This window comes from Rhodococcus sp. T9N (assembly GCF_024436645.1).
Lineage (GTDB): Bacteria > Actinomycetota > Actinomycetes > Mycobacteriales > Mycobacteriaceae > Rhodococcus_F > Rhodococcus_F qingshengii.
Genome location: NZ_JAMSKS010000003.1, coordinates 279,991 through 297,493, shown reverse-complemented (window position 1 = coordinate 297,493; position 17,503 = coordinate 279,991). Strand labels below are relative to the sequence as shown.

Genomic DNA, 17,503 nt, shown 5'->3' with positions numbered 1-17,503 from the left:
ACGCTAACACCGACAGGAGACAATGGGCAGATGCCCTTCACCCTCGCACCCGGCGCCGACCACGTCGTCGAAACCGAGGTGAAGCACTCACGATTCATCGCCGCGCTTCACCGGGTAGACGACGCCGAAGCCGCCACGGAGTTCGTCGCGGAGCAGAAATCGCTGTATCCCGATGCGCGCCATCATTGTTCGGCTTTCGTGATCGGATACGAGGCGAACTCACGCGTCGAGCGTGCACACGACGACGGTGAACCGGGCGGCACTGCCGGGGTGCCGATGCTTCAAGTTCTCAAGTCTCGAGATCTGGTCGATGTGATTGTTGTCGTCACGCGCTATTTCGGCGGAATCAAGCTCGGCGCCGGTGGATTGGTCCGCGCGTATTCGGGAGCGGTCTCGGTGGCTCTCGATTCGGCCGAGCTTGTGGCCAGGGAGAGAAAGGTCCTGCGCACTTTGGCGATCCGGCACTCAGAGGCCGGTCGGGTGGAAGCGGAGCTGAGAGCGCGGGGCGTCTCGGTGCTCGGAACTACGTATGGATCGAAGGCGGTGATGACGCTCGCCGCCGGTGACGCCGACGATCTCGATTCGATCGTCGCATCCATCACATCCGGTGCCGGGCAGTTGGAACCTGCCGGGTCGATGTGGGTCGATACCACTGTGCGTGGTTAAGGAGTCCGGAGACTCCCTAACCACGCACGGGGGCGAAGCCCCTTACAGGGACTGAAGAATCTCGCGAGCGAGAGCAGCGGTAGCGGACGGCGTCTTGCCGACCTTCACGCCTGCAGCTTCGAGAGCTTCCTGCTTTGCCTGAGCAGTTCCCGAGGAACCGGAGACGATGGCACCGGCGTGGCCCATGGTCTTGCCTTCGGGAGCGGTGAAGCCTGCCACGTAGCCGACGACCGGCTTGGTGACGTTGGCCTTGATGTAATCGGCTGCACGCTCTTCGGCGTCGCCACCGATTTCACCGATCATCACGATGACCTTGGTCTCGGGATCCTTCTCGAACGCCTCGATGGCGTCGATGTGGGTGGTTCCGATGACCGGGTCGCCGCCGATGCCGATGGCGGTGGAGAAGCCGAAGTCACGGAGTTCGTACATCATCTGGTAGGTCAGGGTGCCCGACTTGGAGACCAGGCCGATGGGGCCGGTGCCTGCAATGTTGGCGGGCGTGATGCCGACGAGAGCCTCACCCGGGGTGATGATGCCGGGGCAGTTCGGTCCGATGATGCGGGTCTTCTTGCCCTTGGACTCGTTGTACGCCCAAGCGTAAGCGGAGTCCTGAACCGGGATGCCCTCGGTGATGACCACGAGGAGCGGGATCTCCGCGTCGATGGCCTCGACGATGGCGTCCTTCGAGAAGGCCGGGGGAACGAATGCGATGGAGACGTCTGCGCCGGTCTCCTTGATTGCCTCTTCGACCGTCGCGAAGACGGGGAGCTCGACAGGGGAACCGTCAGCTGCAACGTGCGAGACCGTGGTGCCGGCCTTGCGAGCGTTGACGCCGCCGACGACCTGGGTGCCGGCCTTGAGCATCAGAGCGGTGTGCTTGGTGCCCTCGCCGCCGGTGATGCCCTGGACGATGACCTTTGAATCCTTGGTGAGGAAGATTGCCATTGTTCTGTGAGTCCCTTACTTCGCTGCGTGAGCGAGTTCGGCGGCCTTGTCGGCGGCCTCGTCCATGGTTGCGACGACCGTGACCAGCGGGTGGTTGGCCTCGGCGAGGATGCGACGACCCTCTTCGACGTTGTTTCCGTCCAGGCGAACGACGAGCGGCTTGTTGGCCTCGTCACCCAGGGTCTTCAGTGCGCCGACGATGCCGTTGGCAACTGCGTCACACGCGGTGATGCCGCCGAAGACGTTGACGAACACGCTCTTGACCTGTGCATCGTTGAGGATGACATCCAGGCCGGCAGCCATGACTGCAGCGGAAGCTCCGCCGCCGATGTCGAGGAAGTTGGCGGGCTTGACGCCACCGTGGTTCTCGCCGGCGTATGCGACGACGTCCAGCGTGGACATGACCAGGCCTGCGCCGTTGCCGATGATTCCGACCTCACCGTCGAGCTTGACGTAGTTGAGGTCGTTTTCCTTGGCCTTGAGCTCGAGGGGATCGGTAGCGTCGCGATCCTCGAATGCCTCGTGGCCGGGCTGACGGAACGCTGCGTTCTCGTCGAGGGTGACCTTGCCGTCGAGGGCGAGGATCTGATCGTCAGGCGTACGAACGAGGGGGTTGACCTCGACGAGGAGTGCGTCTTCGCCGATGAAGACCTCCCACAGCTTCTGGATCGTCACGGCCGCTGCGTCGAGCACCTCTGCGGGCAGCTTTCCTGCCTCGGCGATGCTGCGCGCGAACGCGAGGTCGACGCCCTTGACTGCGTCGACGGGGATCTTGGCGAGAGCGTCGGGGTTCTCCTCGGCGGTGACCTCGATCTCGACGCCACCCTCTACCGAGCACATGGCCAGGTAGGTGCGGTTGGTGCGGTCGAGCAGGAAGGAGATGTAGTACTCCTCGGCAATGTCACTTGCCTCTGCGACCAGCAGCTTCTTGACGACATGGCCCTTGATGTCCAGGCCCAGGATTGCCTCGGCGTTTGCCACTGCGGCATCCACGTCGGGCGAGTACTTGACGCCACCGGCCTTGCCGCGGCCGCCTACCTTGACCTGTGCCTTCACCATCACGGGCTTACCGATTTCTTCGGCAATCTCGCGTGCGCCGGCGACTGTGTCTGTAACACGTCCAGCCGAAGTCGGCACTCCGTGCTTGGCGAAGAGTTCCTTCGCCTGGTATTCGAAGAGATCCATCTGCTCACCGTCTCGTCTGCGTTGTCACCCGCTCGAGGGGTAGGAGCGGGTCTGTTCTGGACTTTAACCAGTTGCCGCGTTCGGTTTGCGCCCGCATTGATGCTATGTGGCCCAAGTCACGCGCAATTGCCCGATGAGGCACGCCTCACCGATTCGGCAAGGTGGCCACACCGAATTTGTCAAGCATCAGTCTCACTGATTCTTGCGCTCGAGAACGCTGCAACGAGAAGCAACACTATGCCCGTGGCCGCTGTGATCGCACCCACCCCCACGGTTGCGTCCGATATGCGCGATGACGTGAGTGGCCACTCACCCACATACACCAGAGCTGCCACGGCAGATCCGATCAGCAATGCCGCGCCCCGCGACGGCCGCGCGGACGCTGCGATCACAGCGGCGATCACGACGGTGACGCCGACGAGCAGTTGACCCCAGACGTCAATTCCCCACGGCCACTCCAGAACTGAGGCCGCCGTATAGGCGTCGCCCTGATAGAGGGGAAGCGCGGTTCCGGTCAGGACAGCGACGGCGCCGATCCCACCGACGAGAAGCACCAGCCCTCGCGAACCGCCACCTACCGACGTGTCGACATCCTCACGCTCGGCGCTTCCCGCCAGCCAGACGAGCAGTCCCGTCGCCGCAGCGAGGAAAGCCGCGCCGCAGAGCACGAAGGCACCGGCCCCCAACCCGACGCCCGGTACGTCCGTGGCGATGACAGCCGACTGCATGACAGCGGCGACTCCCATCACGACCGTGGTCCACAACACGCCGACGGCCGGCCGCACCACCGCGGCGCGGCCCGGGGCGAACAAGCCCAGACCGGCGACCAGCAGTACAGCAGCCGCGAGCAAGACAACTCGAGACGAAAGCATGGACGGTTCGGGGATGTTCTCCGGCAACGACAGGACCGGAAGTGCCACCCCCAGGGCTGCCACTGCTGCGGTGACAACTGCGCCGATACCGGCAACGCGGTGAAGTCTGTTCACCCGCGCTTGCGCCGCCCGGGACTGAGCCACCATCGCCGCTTTCAGCGCACCCTTTGTCGTCTTCGCGGGTGCGCGAACCACACTTTCAGCGGGAATCGCATCTGTTTCACGCCTGGAAGCGAGGTAGGGAGCTGAAACTCCGATCACGGCGATGACCACGGCGGCCAGTGCCCCGACCACCGATCCCGAACCGACGCCGATCCGATCGCCGGCCGCGAACCCAGCCATCACCCTGGTTCCACTGACTGCGAGTGCGCCGAGACCGACACCGATCAGGGCGCCGCAGCCCACCGGTCGCGAGATGGACGTCAATGCCGCCGCGACCGCAACGAGTACCGCGACGCCGACCAATCCCGTACCGACGGCGGTAGCCGCCGCCGAGTCGACGAGCGGTTTGACCAGAAAGATCGGATCCTGCGAACTGAAGGAAGGACCGAACAGGGAGAGCACGAACACCACCGCGGCCAGAATCAGCAGCGCAGTCGGCCACCCACCGATCCGCCCGCCAACCGATCGCCCGTCGAATTCCGCGGCGCGAGCGCTGCCGTATCCGTCCCGCTCCGATTCACGATGGACGACCATGAAGCCGAGGACACCGGACACCACAAGAAGTCCGTGGCCCGCGAGCGCGAGATAAGCGCCCGGACCCGCATCGATCGAACCCGCCGAAATCGGACGGAAAAGGTCCAAGCGGTTTGCATCGATTGCGTCGACGAACAACTGAACGTCGAGGATCGCCGCGCCGAGGGACACCGCGCCGATACCTGCCAGGAGTCCGCCTGCGAAGGCGGGCCTGCGCCCCGAGGTGAGCACCGCAACCAGCGGCACGACGATCGTGCAGACGGCCGCGAAGAGAGCGGCAGAAGCAAGCGCCCCCGTCGTGTCGACCCCGCGGCCACTCCCGACTCCGACGACGGGACTGGCTGCCACTCCGACGGCACCGAGCAGTCCGATTACCGCCGCGAGTGGCGCCCCGGACTTCACTCCGGGGTCGTCGAAACGCGCCTGCGACGTAGTTCCAGGTGTTGTGGACACTCGATCGACGGTAGTGCCCCAATGGACCGGTGATCCGGTTGTGACACGCGTGATCACGAAACGAGATGATTCGTCCGTTTTGCCCGGATCGACATATTCCCAGGTCAAGCTGTGAGGCACGTCACATAATCGGACAGGTTTCCGCTACGGCTTGCGCCAATCGCAATCATTTCGTTACCGTCAGTCGGTCTAAGTCACGGGCTGATCACGAACTCGAGGAGAGAACCGGCATATGCATCACCGCAGCCAGTTCACCGCTAGTAGGTTCTCGAACTCAGCTCCAGACGAGGTCACGACCACTTATCCAACGCACTCGGCCAGGCGTTACACCGAGACCAAAAGTTCTGAGATCTCTACCGATATGTTCACTCGAAATTCATCCTCCACGTCGTCCGATTCCGACTCTCACGAGTTCGTCGAGTCCGACGTGATCAGCACCCCCACTTACGCTTCCTCCGCACCGACAGTCGATGTCGAATCTCCGGTTCGCCGCAGCGGTGCTCACCGACTCCCCACCCCTCCCTCCGCTCTCAAGGGCCGCGCCGCCGTTCTGGCAGTTGCAGCCGGCGCGGTTGTCGCCGCGGGCCAGGCAGTTGTCAACGACGGTTCCTCTTCTGCCGCCGACCACTCGGAAGTTGCACTCGCCAACGAGTCCTCCGCGATCGGTACCACCGCAGAACCGCAGGCCGCTCAGTTCGCTCCGGCCACCTCCACGGCAGCCACCACCGAGGCCGACGCTCCGCAGGTCCTCAACGTCGCAGCGCCGACCGACCTCTCCCAGTTCAGCAACCTGCTTGCCAAGGGCCAGCGTTTCAGTGACGAGCGCGCAGCACGCGAAGCCGCTGCCCGTCGCCCGCTGTTCGTCCTGCCGGCAGTGGGCACGTTCACGTCCAATTTCGGCACCCGCTGGGGCACCCTGCACGCCGGCGTCGACATCGCCGCCCCGATCGGGACGCCCATCGTCGCCGTCGCCGACGGCAAAGTCATCGATTCAGGTCCGGCTTCCGGGTTCGGCATGTGGGTACGCCTACAGCACGCAGACGGAACGATCACCGTCTACGGCCACATCGACACGTCCACCGTCACGGTCGGTCAGCAGGTCATGGCCGGCGACCAGATCGCCACTGTCGGCAACCGCGGCTTCTCCACCGGCCCGCACCTTCACTTCGAGGTTCATCTCGCCGGCGAGAACAAGATCGATCCCCTCCCCTGGCTCGCCTCACGCGGCATCAGCCTCGGCGTCGAGCAGGACTGATCGCAAGCCCAACGCTTCTGATGAAAAACTTCCGGCCCGTACCTTTCCAGGTACGGGCCGTAAGTTTTTGCCTGTCTTCTACAGCTTGACCATCGGCACACCGCCGATGAGCATCAACCGCACCTTGCCCGCGCTACCGAAGTCGATGGTGACCGTCGCGGTGGGGCCAGTGCCCTTGGTTTCCAACACGGTGCCCAGACCGTACTTGTCGTGACTGACGCGGTCACCCGTGGCGAGGACCAGAACGTTGTTGCGGCCACGCGCGGCACCGAAACTGGGAGTCGACGCGGCCTTGCCGGACCCTCCCCCATAGTTCTGCCCGCCGCCGTATCCCTGGCCGCCCTGGCTGCCGTAGCGGCTTCCGCTGCCGTAACCCGGCCTGCCGCTTCCGAATCCGCCACCGGTGCCCGGATCCTCACGGCGCCAGTTGATCAGGTCCTCCGGGATCTCCTGGATGAACCGCGACGCCGGGTTCTGGATCGGTTGCCCCCACGCCGAACGCATGATCGCGCGCGTCAGGTACAGGCGCTGCCTGGCACGGGTGATGCCGACGTAGGCGAGTCGACGCTCTTCGGACAGCTCTGCCGGATCCCCGAGGGCGCGCATGTGCGGGAACTGCCCGTCCTCCCAACCGGTGACGAAGACGACCGGGAACTCGAGGCCCTTGGCGGTGTGAAGCGTCATCATGGTCACGACGCCGTCGTCGGAGTCCGGCAGTTGATCGGCGTCGGCGACAAGCGATACCCGTTCGAGGAAGGCGGCAAGCGAACCCGGATCGGGTTCACCTTCACGCATTGCTGCGGTTTCCTCGTCGTCCGGATCGATCAGCCCGGCCGCGTTTCGCGCGTCGGAACTGAATTCCCTTGCCACGCTGACGAGTTCGTTCAAGTTGTCGAGTCGCGCGCCATCCTGCGGATCGCTGCTCGCCGCAAGCTCGGCGCGGTAGCCGGTGCGCTCGAGCACCGCCTCGGCAACCTCACCGATGTCACCGAGCTCGAACGGTTCGTCCTCGTCGGCGGCCGCTGTCGGTAGCAGGGCCCGCAGCCCGTCCATCATCTCGAGGAACGACGCGATGGCCTTCTGTGACCGCGTATTGAGCAGCGCCACTTTGCCTTCCGCGCCGTCACGGAGAGCGGCGGCGAAGCTGATGTTGCGATGCTCGGAGTGCACGGCGACGCAGGCTTCGGCTCGATCACCGATACCGCGTCGGGGCGTGTTGAGAATGCGTCGCAGGCTCACGGTGTCGTCCTCGTTGGCGAGGACGCGCAGATACGCGACGATGTCCCGAACTTCCTTGCGCTCGTAGAAGCGAACGCCGCCGACCACCTTGTACGGCACTCCGAGTCGAATGAAGATCTCCTCGAGCGCGCGTGAGGAGTTGTTGGTCCGGTAGAACACCGCGATGTCGGCGAACTTGGTCTCGCCCTGGTCCACCAGCCGATCGATCTCCGAGGCGACAAACGATGCTTCGTCGTGCTCGTTGTCTGCAACGTAGCCGACGATCAGTTCGCCTTCACCCGAATCGGTCCACAGACGCTTTTCTCGTCGGCCGGTGTTCTTGGAAATCACGGAGTTGGCCGCAGACAGAATGTTCTGCGTCGAACGGTAGTTCTGTTCGAGAAGGATGGTCCGAGCATCCGGGTAGTCGCGTTCGAACTCTTCGATGTTGCGGATAGTGGCTCCGCGGAATGCGTAGATCGACTGATCGGCGTCACCGACGACGCACAGTTCGGCCGGGGCAACGGCGTGGTCGGACTCGCCGGCTCCACCGACCAGTTCACACACAAGCATGTATTGCGCGTGGTTGGTGTCCTGGTACTCGTCGACGAGCACGTGACGGAAGCGGCGGCGGTAGTACTCGGCGATCTGTGGAAACGCCTGAAGAAGCGCGACGGTCTCACCGATGAGATCGTCGAAGTCGAGTGCGTTCGCCGCACGCAGCCGCTGTTGGTAGTGGCCGTAGACCTTGGCGATCAGTCGCGGAAGTTCGGCCGGATCCTGATCGGCTGCGACAACCGCCTCTTCCGGTCCGACGAGTTCGTTCTTCAGGTTGGAGATGTGAGTGGCGAGAAGCCGCGCGGAGAATCGTTTGGTGTCGAGCTCGAGGTCCTTCGAGATCATCGTCAGCAGTCGACGCGAATCGTCGGAATCGTAGATCGAGAAATTCGAGTTCAAACCGGGTAGGAGCGCCGCCTGTGCTCGCAGAATCCGCACGCAACTGGAGTGGAACGTCGAGACCCACATGGCGTTGGCACGCGGTCCGACAAGAGCTGCCACACGCTCGCGCATCTCGGCCGCAGCCTTGTTGGTGAACGTGATGGCCAGGATCTGACCGGGGGTGACACCCCGTTCGGCCAACAGATAGGCGATGCGACGCGTCAGCACTGCAGTCTTGCCCGAGCCGGCTCCCGCGACTATCAGCAATGGCGAACCAGCATGGACCACGGCCTCGCGCTGTTGCGGGTTGAGACCCTCGAGGAGGGCGTCCGAACCCGCGTCGTGTCCCCGCGCGCCGCCCCCGTCGTGCTGGGAATGTCCGTCGTGCTCACCGAGTGCTGGGTACGTGTTCATCGCCTGTCCACGCTACCGGCGTCCACCGACACGGTCGTCAGTGCGTCCACCTGCTGGTAGAGGCACTTGGATTACCTGTGTCGAGCATGGCAAACTGGACGCTATGTTCAGCATTTCCGTTCGCGACAACAAGGCCGACCCCGTCGGCCCGCTGTGGCGTTACTTTACGTGCCCCGGACCTCGGTGCACGTGATCTGAACAGCTCACCCGCCCCTGGTCCGAATCGGATCCGGGGCATTTTCGTCAGTGTGCCTGGATCGGTAACGACCCGAGCCGAGACCACGATCCACGCAGTAGGAAGAGGAGACGAATAGCAATGAGCACCCAGGCTGCAGCCCCCCATGGAAATACTGTCGATACTGTAAAAACTGCTCCGACAGACGTCGAGATCCCCCAGAGTGAGGCGGAGATCGACGAACTACGGAAAGAAATCGACCGTCTCGACGCCGAGATCCTCGCGGCCATCAAACGCCGCTCCGAGGTCTCCCAGATCATCGGCCGTACCCGGATGGCATCGGGTGGTCCGCGTCTGGTGCACAGCCGCGAGATGAAGGTCCTCGAACGATTCAACGAGCTGGGCCAGGAAGGCCACACTCTCGCGATGCTGCTCCTGCGCCTGGGCCGCGGACGCCTGGGCCACTAGCGCACACCCAGATCACTTGCGAACGGCCACATCGGATGCCTCTGGCAGTCCCGATGTGGCCGTTCGCGTGTGTATCAGCTCTCGAGCGCGATGTACTTCGTGTTCAGGTATTCCTCGATCCCCTCGGTCCCGCCCTCGCGGCCGAATCCGGATTCCTTCACGCCACCGAACGGCGCTGCCGCGTCCGAGATCACTCCGCGGTTGACGCCGATCATTCCTGATTCCAGTGCGTCGGAAACCCGAAGCGCACGGTCGAGATCCCTCGTGAAGATGTACGCGGCCAGTCCGAACTCGGTGTCGTTGGCGGCTGCGATTCCCTCGGCTTCGGTGTCGAAGCCGGTGATCGCGGCGACGGGTCCGAACACCTCTTCTTTCAGAATCCGCGCGCTGGCCGGAACGTCTGCCAACACCGTGGCTGGATAGAAGTACCCTTCACCACCCGGCGCTTCGCCGCCCAGTCGCACCTTCGCCCCGGCATCCACCGCATCTGCAACCAACTCCGCGACCGTGTCGAGTTGGTTCTGGTTGATCAGCGGGCCGAGCTTCGTCTCCGGGTCGGTACCGGGTCCCATCGTGAAAGTCGCCATCTTCTCGGTCAGCTTGGTCGTGAACTCTTCACGCACGGCGTTGGCGACGTGGAACCGGTTGGCGGCGGTGCATGCTTCGCCTCCGTTGCGAAGCTTCGCCAGTACCGCGCCCTCGACTGCCTTGTCGACGTCCGCGTCGTCGAACACCACGAAGGGTGCGTTGCCACCCAATTCCATCGACGTGCGGAGCAATCGCTTCGCGGACTTCTCCACCAGCATCTTGCCGACGCCGGTGGACCCGGTGAAGGTGAGCTTGCGCAGTCGAGGGTCGTCGATGAGAGGGCCGGTCACTTCACCGGATTTCGATGTCGGCAACACCGAGAGGACTCCGTCGGGCAACCCGGCTTCGGCCATGAGCTGAGCAAGCAACAACATCGTCAACGGGGTCTCCGAGGCGGGCTTGACGATGATCGTGCAGCCGGCGGCCAACGCCGGGCCGATCTTGCGGGTACCCATCGCCAACGGGAAATTCCAGGGAGTGATGGCCAGACACGGTCCGACCGGCGCCTTGGTGACAAGGATCCGGCCGTTGCCCGCCGGCGCCGGCGTGTAGCGCCCGCCGATGCGAACGGCCTCCTCGCTGAACCACCGGAAGAACTCCGCCCCGTACTTCACCTCGGCGCGACTTTCGGCGAGTGCCTTGCCCATTTCGAGGGTCATCAGCAGCGCCACGTCCTCGGCTCGCTCGGTGATCTTCTCGAAGACGGCTCGCAGGATTTCACCACGCTCGCGCGCAGGTGTGCTCGCCCACTTCGACGAGACGGCGACGGCTTCGTCGAGAGCGCGCAGCGCGTCCGCGGGGCTCGCATCGGCGACATCGGTCAACGATTTCCCGGTCGCCGGATCCGCCACCGGGAAGGTCGCGTTGTTCTCCGCGGGCACGAACCGACCGCCGACGAACAACTGGGTGGGAACTGATCGAATGAATTCGAATGTGTCCATGGGTTCCATGATGCTCGTCGGAGCCGCGTCCGTCTGCCCGCGAGCGAGACTCACGCGGAAGTTTCCAGCTTGTGCCACTAAAGTCGATGATCGTGAGCACTGACATCACCGGAACCTCAGCCTGGCAGAAACTGCGCGCTCATTACGCCGACATCGAAGGCGTTCACCTGCGAGAACTCTTCCAGGACGATCCAGCCCGCGGGCGAGAGCTGACGATCGACGCCGGTGATCTTCACATCGACTACAGCAAGCATCGCGTCAGCCGCGAGACTCTCGCGCTGCTCGTCGACCTGGCCCGCGAGGCCGGCGTCGAGGCACGACGCGACGCGATGTTCGCGGGCGATCACATCAACACTTCCGAAGACCGCGCCGTACTGCACACAGCACTGCGTCTGCCCAAGGATTCTGCGCTGACCGTCGACGGTCAAGACGTCGTCGCCGACGTTCACGAAGTTCTGGACGCGATGGGCGCTTTTGCCGATCGTGTGCGCAGCGGCGAGTGGACCGGAGCTACCGGCAAGCGCATCCGCACCATCGTCAACATCGGCATCGGCGGTTCCGACCTCGGGCCGGTGATGGTCTACCGCGCACTACGGCATTACGCCGACGCCGGAATCAGCGTCCGGTTCGTCTCCAACATCGACCCTGTCGATCTGGTCGGACAGCTCGACGACCTCGATCCGGAGACGACGCTCTTCATCGTCGCATCCAAGACGTTCTCCACCCTCGAGACCCTCACCAACGCGACAGCGGCAAAGCGTTGGCTGTTCGCCGGTCTGGGCAGCGAAGACGTCTCGGCCGTAGCCAAGCATTTCGTCGCAGTCTCCACCCACGGTGACCGCGTGGCGGAGTTCGGCATCGACACCGCGAACATGTTCGGGTTCTGGGATTGGGTCGGCGGGCGCTACTCCGTCGACTCGGCGATCGGCTTGTCGGTCATGTGTGCCGTCGGACCCGTTCGCTTTGCGGAGTTCCTCGACGGTTTCCACCAGATCGACACGCACTTCCGAAACCAACCGCTCGACCAGAACGCGCCGGTCCTCCTCGGCCTCATCGGGCTCTGGTATTCCAACTTCTTCGGCGCACAGTCCCGCGCAGTGCTGCCCTACTCCAACGACTTGCTGCGCTTTCCCGCCTACCTGCAGCAGCTGACCATGGAGTCCAACGGCAAATCGGTTCGCGCCGACGGCTCACCGGTGACCACGTCCACCGGTGAGATCTTCTGGGGCGAGCCCGGAACCAACGGCCAACACGCCTTCTACCAACTCCTGCATCAGGGCACCTGGCTGGTGCCTGCCGATTTCATCGGGTTCGCGGAATCCACCGACGATCTGCCTACTGCGGACGGCACGGGATCAATGCACGATCTGCTCATGAGTAACTTCTTCGCTCAGACAAAGGTTCTCGCGTTCGGCAAGACTGCCGAAGAAATCGCGTCAGAGGGCACTGCTCCGGAGCTGGTGCCACACAAGGTGATGCCAGGCAACCGGCCTTCGAGCACTATCTTGGCGAAGGAGCTGACCCCCTCGGTCGTAGGTCAGCTGATCGCACTTTACGAGCACCAGGTATTTGTCGAAGGTGCTGTGTGGGGTGTCAATCCGTTCGATCAGTGGGGCGTCGAACTCGGCAAGACACAAGCCATGGAACTGGGGCCTGCGCTCTCTTCCGAAGCAGCACCCGGCGACCTCGGCGACACATCCACAGATGCTCTGGTGCAGTGGTACCGCAGAGAGCGCGGACGGGCCTGACTCACGCGGCGGCCGGGCCGAACCAACTTTCCGTTGTGTACACGCGTCCGGATCGGTCGACGAGCCGAGCGCGAAGCTCTTGCTGTTCAACCCATTTGATGGCGCTTATCCCCCGGATCAACGCAGCTTCGCTCGCGGCGTACGCCCACACCGCGTCGTCAGCAATCACCGAGACCTGTGCCCATTCCGTGGAGGGCCGCTCCTGGTTCGGCTCCCAGGAGGGCAGCTCCAGCGCCCGCGCCGTCGCCATCGCGGTTCCGTTGATCAGTTCGACTTCTTCGCTGTCCGGCACCGGAATCTGCCAGCCACCAGCCGGTGCATGGCCGGCCGTGGCGATCACGTCGCCGATCCGCACAGCAACGCCGCATTGTAATTCGGCGGCGACGATCTGCGCGGCGCGATCGACGGTGTCGGCCTTGGCAACTCCGGTGATGTCGAACGACGCACCCCAGGGCGCGTACACCACGTCTCCGTCGAGCTGTACGTCCTCGAACGTCGGGGTCGGGTGCACCGGAGGGATGGATTCGTCCTCGGAGTAGTTGTCGGCAAGCGGATTGACTGCACCGCCGGTCATACGGGCAGCCCACAGCGCCGACCGCAGCAGAGCCGACATACGTCGTGTCACTTTGACCGGAGTTCCCTGAGCGAGGTTGACGGCGTGAATCTCGGCGTCTCCCCGGCGAAGGTCGCAGACCGCTTCGGTTTCGTCGATGGCAGCTGCGATCAACGCGTGCGCAGTAGGCAGCGCAGCGCCCTCGGTGACGTCCACCTCCACGGCGGAATCCCACATCGCCCACTTCTCGACACTGACCATGTCAGTCCTGCCCTTCGAACACACTGTGTTGTAACCAGTATGCGCCGGTCAGCAACCCCCGTGCCATAAAGCGCTTCCGAGGCCGAGGCACACATGCCGCAGGTTGAGCAGCGCACGGCGGGGACTGGATGGTAGATCTGTGCGACAGAATTGCCGCCCGGACTGTCGCCCTCCGTGTGCAAGACGTGTAATCCTCCACATGGTTCTGACATGCACCTGACTGCGACGACGTCGACTACTACTACTGGCGCAGCGGGCAATTCCGATCCGAAAGACGCAGAGTCGACGCTCGACATGTCCGGCCGACCGGCTGCGCTTCGAGCCCGGTCCGCCGCAGCAACACGCCCGGGCGGCGCTGATGTCACCGCATGAACCTTATGTCACCGCATGAAAAATGGGGACCGACGAGAAGCACTGTGTTCCAACGTCGATGACATACCAATCGGCCGCTTCAATGCGCGTCACTTTCGCAGGTGGACACACCTGAGCGCTCACTCTCGAGTGCAGCAAAATACGGGCCCACCACTGCGCGCGAGCGTCGAGCAGAGCACCGAGAAGAAGTCCCGAACACGCGGCGCGCCAACCGCCGGCACGACGACGCCCGGTGCCCGGCGGCAGCGCTTCGCACGTTACAGACCGAGCAGGAATGCATCGACACAAAATGGATAGGACCGGCTGAAAGAACCTGCAGCACAATGGCGTAACCACCACCGTTCGGCTTATACGCTACCGCCGTACACCTTGGCAAAACGAACGGTCAGTACGCGGCGAAAATCACATACTTTACAAAGTCTTTGGAATTTTTCTGCGCCAAATATCCGCAGGTGAAAGGACTTTCGACCAGAGTCCAGAATAACCGTGTCGTCTACTATGTGAAAACTGCGAAGTAGCTGTGACGCTGGGTCACGCTCGAGGGAGGAATTGTGACCGATTCATTCAAGGACCGTTTGAACGCCTTGTACCCGGCCACAGCACCGAGACTCACCAACGCACAAGTTGTGGAAGCCCTTTCGCAACGTGGATGCAAGATTTCGACACCGTACCTCTCGCAACTCCGGAGCGGTGTGCGCACGAATCCATCGGAGCAAGTCGTTTTGGCATTGGCCGATTACTTCGGCGTGGCAGCAGAGTACTTCTTCGGCCCGACACCTCGCCAAGATCCCGAACTGATTCCGGAAGAAGACCGTTCGGTTGTCGAGGAGTTCCACGACAGCGAATTACGTTCTCTGGCCATAAAAGCGGTCGATCTCTCCCCTGAATCGCAGGACTTGCTCTCATCGATTGCGGAGAAACTTCGCTCGTCCGAAGGACTCCCGGCCGTCCCTCCGGATTGCAGCACCTACACCCCACCGTTCACTCGCGACTAGTCCGGAGCGAAGTTCAGCGAGTCAGATCAGCGAGTCAAGCGGCCCAATAGTGCCGAAGCTGTGATGATTCCGAGCAGCGCGGCCCCGATCAGCACGCCGAAGTCGACGAGGTAGTCGGTCGGCATTCCGATCAGCAGACCGCGCAGCGCTGACACCTCGTAACTCAGCGGATTGATGCGACTGAGCCACTGAACCCACGTCGGCATGAGTTCGACCGGGTACAGAGCGTTGGACGCGAAGAACAACGGCATGGTGATCGCCTGGCCGATGCCCATCAATCGATCTCGTTTGAGCACGATCCCCGCGATCGCAACCGACAGACAGGCGAAGAACGCCGAGCCGAGGACAACGACAGCCACGACGCCGAGCAGCTTGATCGGGTTCCACGTCATGCTCACGCCCAGCAGCGCCGCTACAACGACTACGACCACGGCCTGGGCGACCGCACGGATACCGGCCGCAAATGCCTTTCCGGTGACCAGCGCGGCTCGTGGCGTCGGCGTCACCATGAGTTTGGTGAGGACTCCCGCGTCACGCTCCCAGATGATCTGGATTCCGTAGAAGATCGCAACAAAAAGCGCGGACTGCGCAATGATGCCCGGCGCGAGAAAGTCGAGATACGGTACGTCGCCAGTCGGGATCGCTCGGATATGACTGAACGTCTGACCGAAGATCACCAACCAGAGGATCGGCTGGATTGCGCGCGTGACCAATTCAGATCGGTCGTGCCGCAACTTCTGAACTTCCACGAGGCAGAATGTGTAAATTCTCGAGAGCAATCGAGCAAGACTGTTGGTAGTGGGATCAGCCCAAGCGGCGCGCTGTGCGACGGGCACTGCGGACATCGTGGAGACCTCCTGACTTGTCGCCGGTGAGATCGTCGCCGGTGTAGTGACGGAACACGTCTTCGAGAGTGACCTCCGGCCCCAGTTCGGCGGCCAACGCGCTCGGCTCGCCCACCGCACGAAGTTCACCGTGATGCATCAACGCAACACGATCACACAACTCCTCCGCTTCTTCCATGTAGTGCGTCGTGAGCAGCACAGTCATGCCGTACTGCTTCTGCATCTCCGCCACTCGCTGCCAGACGGATTCGCGGGCAATGGGATCCAGCCCCACCGTCGGTTCGTCGAGCACCAGCAACGACGGTCGGTTCACCAGCGCCTGCGCAAGTTCGAGACGTCGCACCATACCGCCGGAGAAACCCGACGCCAGACGATCACCTGAATCGAGTAGGTCCACCATCTCGAGCGCCTGGTCGACGCGCTCGCGTCGTTCGGACCGCGGAACGTCGTACAGTCGCGCGAACCAGGTCACGTTCTCGCGTGCGGTCAATGCGCTTTCGATCGAGAGCTGTTGTGGCACGTACCCGAGGTAGCGCCGAATGGTCATCGCCTCGGTACGAACTGAGCGACCGAGAATCCGAATGTCACCGTCTTGCAGAGGAAGTAACGTGTTGAGCAACCTGATCGTCGTAGTCTTTCCTGCGCCGTTGGGACCGAGCAGGCCGAAACACTCCCCCGCATTGATGACCAGACTCAGGTTGTCCACCGCGCGGTGGTCGCCGAACTTGTATGTAACCGAGTCGATCTCGACCGCGTGTGCGCCGGGGTCGGGTGAACCTGCCGCTCGGCTCTTCCACCACTGTGTCAGCATCTCACTGCCCCCCGCCTTCCGATCCGGCTGCTACCAGAGCGCTCGCCAATCGAGACAGGGCCGGTAGAGCAGCCTCGATACTTGCCCTGTCCTCTGCGGTCAGAGTCGACAATGCCTGACCGACAATCACACTCCGGCGATCACGCCACACCTCGACGCGGGCGCGCGCCTCGTCCGCGAGCACCAATCGCGCGACGCGGCGGTCGGCCTCGTCGGCAACGCGTTCGATCACTCCCTCGTCGACGAGCTGCCGCACCAAGGTGGACACCGTGTTTGCCGCGACACCCAATCGCCCGGCAGCCTCGGCCACCGACAGACCCGGGTTGCGTCGTAGCAGCCTGACGAGTTCGATCTGGGCGCCGGCGAGCGGTCGTTCCGCAAACGGCCGCCCCGACGCCTTCCTCGTGCCCCGGCGCAATTGTCCGAGCGTCTCCAGGACGTCATCCGCAAGATTTGCTCCGCTTCCATCCACAACCTCACAATAGCTCTGTAACAGAGCTATTGTCGAGGAATCCGGACGCCCGGCGTTTTCAGCTCGTCCGCAACGGGTATCCCCGATTGCTTGTCCCGAGCACTCCCGCCCAGAACGGAGACGTCATGCGCAGACAGTGGTTGTTCGCGACAGTTGCGAGTACCGCCCTGATCCTCACCGGTTGCTCGCCCGACGCCCTCGATTCCGGGGACAGCGCAGACAACGTCACTGCCATTTCGACGTCGCTGTCGCCACCCGCCGCCGCTGATGCACCCCTGCTGAAGACCGCCGACTCCCCACTCGGGACGATCGCCGTCGACGGCGAAGGCATGACCGTCTACGTCTACAACCCGGACGAGGAGAACTCACAAGCCGGGTCGTGCGACGAAGCGTGCCTGCGTTACTGGCCGGCGGTCACCTCGGTCACGGATTCGCCGATCGTCGAAGGAATCGACGCTGTCATCGGTACCATCGACGGGCCGGAAGGATCCTTCCAGATCACCGTCAACGGCAAGCCCGTCTATCGGTACCTCGACGACAAGGTTCCCGGCGACATGCTCGGACAGAGCGTCGGCAGCCTGTGGTGGATGATCGACGCCGCCGGAAACCCCGTGTTCAAGACCGAGTAACC

16 protein-coding genes are annotated in these 17,503 nt (G+C 63.3%); 7 read left to right on the top strand and 9 right to left on the bottom strand.

Features of this window, described 5'->3' with window-relative positions; genetic code table 11:
• The first annotated feature begins 30 nt into the window (after positions 1-30).
• Positions 31-666, top strand: coding sequence for a YigZ family protein (locus M1L53_RS07825; protein ID WP_003946418.1), 636 nt, complete (start codon positions 31-33; stop codon positions 664-666).
• 42 nt (positions 667-708) lie between these two features.
• Here M1L53_RS07825 and sucD read toward each other — a convergent pair whose 3' ends face one another.
• The 3 genes from sucD to M1L53_RS07810 all read right to left on the bottom strand — a co-directional run bounded on the left by sucD (position 709) and on the right by M1L53_RS07810 (position 4,817).
• Positions 709-1,611, bottom strand: a complete 903-nt coding sequence (gene sucD, locus M1L53_RS07820; protein WP_003946432.1) for a succinate--CoA ligase subunit alpha — start codon at positions 1,609-1,611, stop codon at positions 709-711.
• A gap of 15 nt (positions 1,612-1,626) precedes the next feature.
• Positions 1,627-2,796 carry an ADP-forming succinate--CoA ligase subunit beta gene (sucC, locus tag M1L53_RS07815; RefSeq protein ID WP_003946426.1) on the bottom strand — a complete coding sequence of 390 codons (1,170 nt, stop codon included), beginning with the start codon at positions 2,794-2,796 and terminating at the stop codon, positions 1,627-1,629.
• Between the two features lie 179 nt (positions 2,797-2,975).
• A complete protein-coding gene (locus M1L53_RS07810; RefSeq protein ID WP_232319114.1) occupies positions 2,976-4,817 on the bottom strand; it encodes a hypothetical protein in 1,842 nt (613 codons plus the stop codon).
• A 361-nt stretch (positions 4,818-5,178) separates the two neighbouring features.
• Here M1L53_RS07810 and M1L53_RS07805 point away from each other — a divergent pair, with 361 nt between their 5' ends.
• A complete protein-coding gene (locus M1L53_RS07805) occupies positions 5,179-6,072 on the top strand; it encodes a M23 family metallopeptidase (RefSeq protein ID WP_003946366.1) in 894 nt (297 codons plus the stop codon).
• Between the two features lie 78 nt (positions 6,073-6,150).
• Here M1L53_RS07805 and pcrA read toward each other — a convergent pair whose 3' ends face one another.
• Entirely contained in the window at positions 6,151-8,643 is a 2,493-nt protein-coding gene (gene pcrA, locus M1L53_RS07800) for a DNA helicase PcrA (protein WP_054188818.1), read from the bottom strand.
• Positions 8,644-8,959: 316 nt separating this feature from the next.
• On the opposite strand from pcrA, the gene M1L53_RS07795 reads away from it, so the two are divergent.
• Positions 8,960-9,286: a chorismate mutase gene (locus tag M1L53_RS07795; RefSeq protein WP_003946362.1), complete on the top strand. Its 327-nt coding sequence runs from the start codon at positions 8,960-8,962 to the stop codon at positions 9,284-9,286.
• A 74-nt stretch (positions 9,287-9,360) separates the two neighbouring features.
• Here M1L53_RS07795 and M1L53_RS07790 read toward each other — a convergent pair whose 3' ends face one another.
• Positions 9,361-10,815, bottom strand: coding sequence for an NAD-dependent succinate-semialdehyde dehydrogenase (locus M1L53_RS07790; protein WP_007727613.1), 1,455 nt, complete (start codon positions 10,813-10,815; stop codon positions 9,361-9,363).
• Between the two features lie 92 nt (positions 10,816-10,907).
• Between M1L53_RS07790 and pgi the strand changes: the two genes are divergently transcribed.
• Positions 10,908-12,563 (top strand): glucose-6-phosphate isomerase, encoded by a 1,656-nt coding sequence (pgi, locus tag M1L53_RS07785; RefSeq protein WP_054188954.1) that lies wholly within the window; start codon positions 10,908-10,910, stop codon positions 12,561-12,563.
• A gap of 1 nt (position 12,564) precedes the next feature.
• On the opposite strand, the gene M1L53_RS07780 is transcribed toward pgi, so the two are convergent.
• Complete coding sequence (locus M1L53_RS07780; RefSeq protein ID WP_007727618.1) at positions 12,565-13,377, bottom strand: FAD:protein FMN transferase; 813 nt, start codon at positions 13,375-13,377, stop codon at positions 12,565-12,567.
• A 210-nt stretch (positions 13,378-13,587) separates the two neighbouring features.
• Here M1L53_RS07780 and M1L53_RS07775 point away from each other — a divergent pair, with 210 nt between their 5' ends.
• Complete coding sequence (locus M1L53_RS07775) at positions 13,588-13,749, top strand: hypothetical protein (RefSeq protein ID WP_157092633.1); 162 nt, start codon at positions 13,588-13,590, stop codon at positions 13,747-13,749.
• A gap of 551 nt (positions 13,750-14,300) precedes the next feature.
• Complete coding sequence (locus M1L53_RS07770) at positions 14,301-14,744, top strand: helix-turn-helix domain-containing protein (protein WP_003946341.1); 444 nt, start codon at positions 14,301-14,303, stop codon at positions 14,742-14,744.
• 26 nt (positions 14,745-14,770) lie between these two features.
• Here the strand turns inward: M1L53_RS07770 and M1L53_RS07765 are convergent, their stop codons facing one another.
• The 3 genes from M1L53_RS07765 to M1L53_RS07755 are packed head-to-tail and all read right to left on the bottom strand — an operon-like array spanning position 14,771 to position 16,872.
• Positions 14,771-15,589, bottom strand: coding sequence for an ABC transporter permease (locus M1L53_RS07765; RefSeq protein WP_007727621.1), 819 nt, complete (start codon positions 15,587-15,589; stop codon positions 14,771-14,773).
• Positions 15,549-16,400, bottom strand: a complete 852-nt coding sequence (locus tag M1L53_RS07760) for an ABC transporter ATP-binding protein (protein ID WP_042921332.1) — start codon at positions 16,398-16,400, stop codon at positions 15,549-15,551. Before M1L53_RS07760 ends, M1L53_RS07765 begins: the two co-directional genes overlap by 41 nt.
• Position 16,401: 1 nt before the next feature.
• Complete coding sequence (locus M1L53_RS07755) at positions 16,402-16,872, bottom strand: MarR family winged helix-turn-helix transcriptional regulator (protein WP_261949214.1); 471 nt, start codon at positions 16,870-16,872, stop codon at positions 16,402-16,404.
• Positions 16,873-16,997: 125 nt separating this feature from the next.
• Between M1L53_RS07755 and M1L53_RS07750 the strand changes: the two genes are divergently transcribed.
• Complete coding sequence (locus M1L53_RS07750; RefSeq protein WP_054188819.1) at positions 16,998-17,501, top strand: hypothetical protein; 504 nt, start codon at positions 16,998-17,000, stop codon at positions 17,499-17,501.
• Positions 17,502-17,503: the final 2 nt, after the last annotated feature.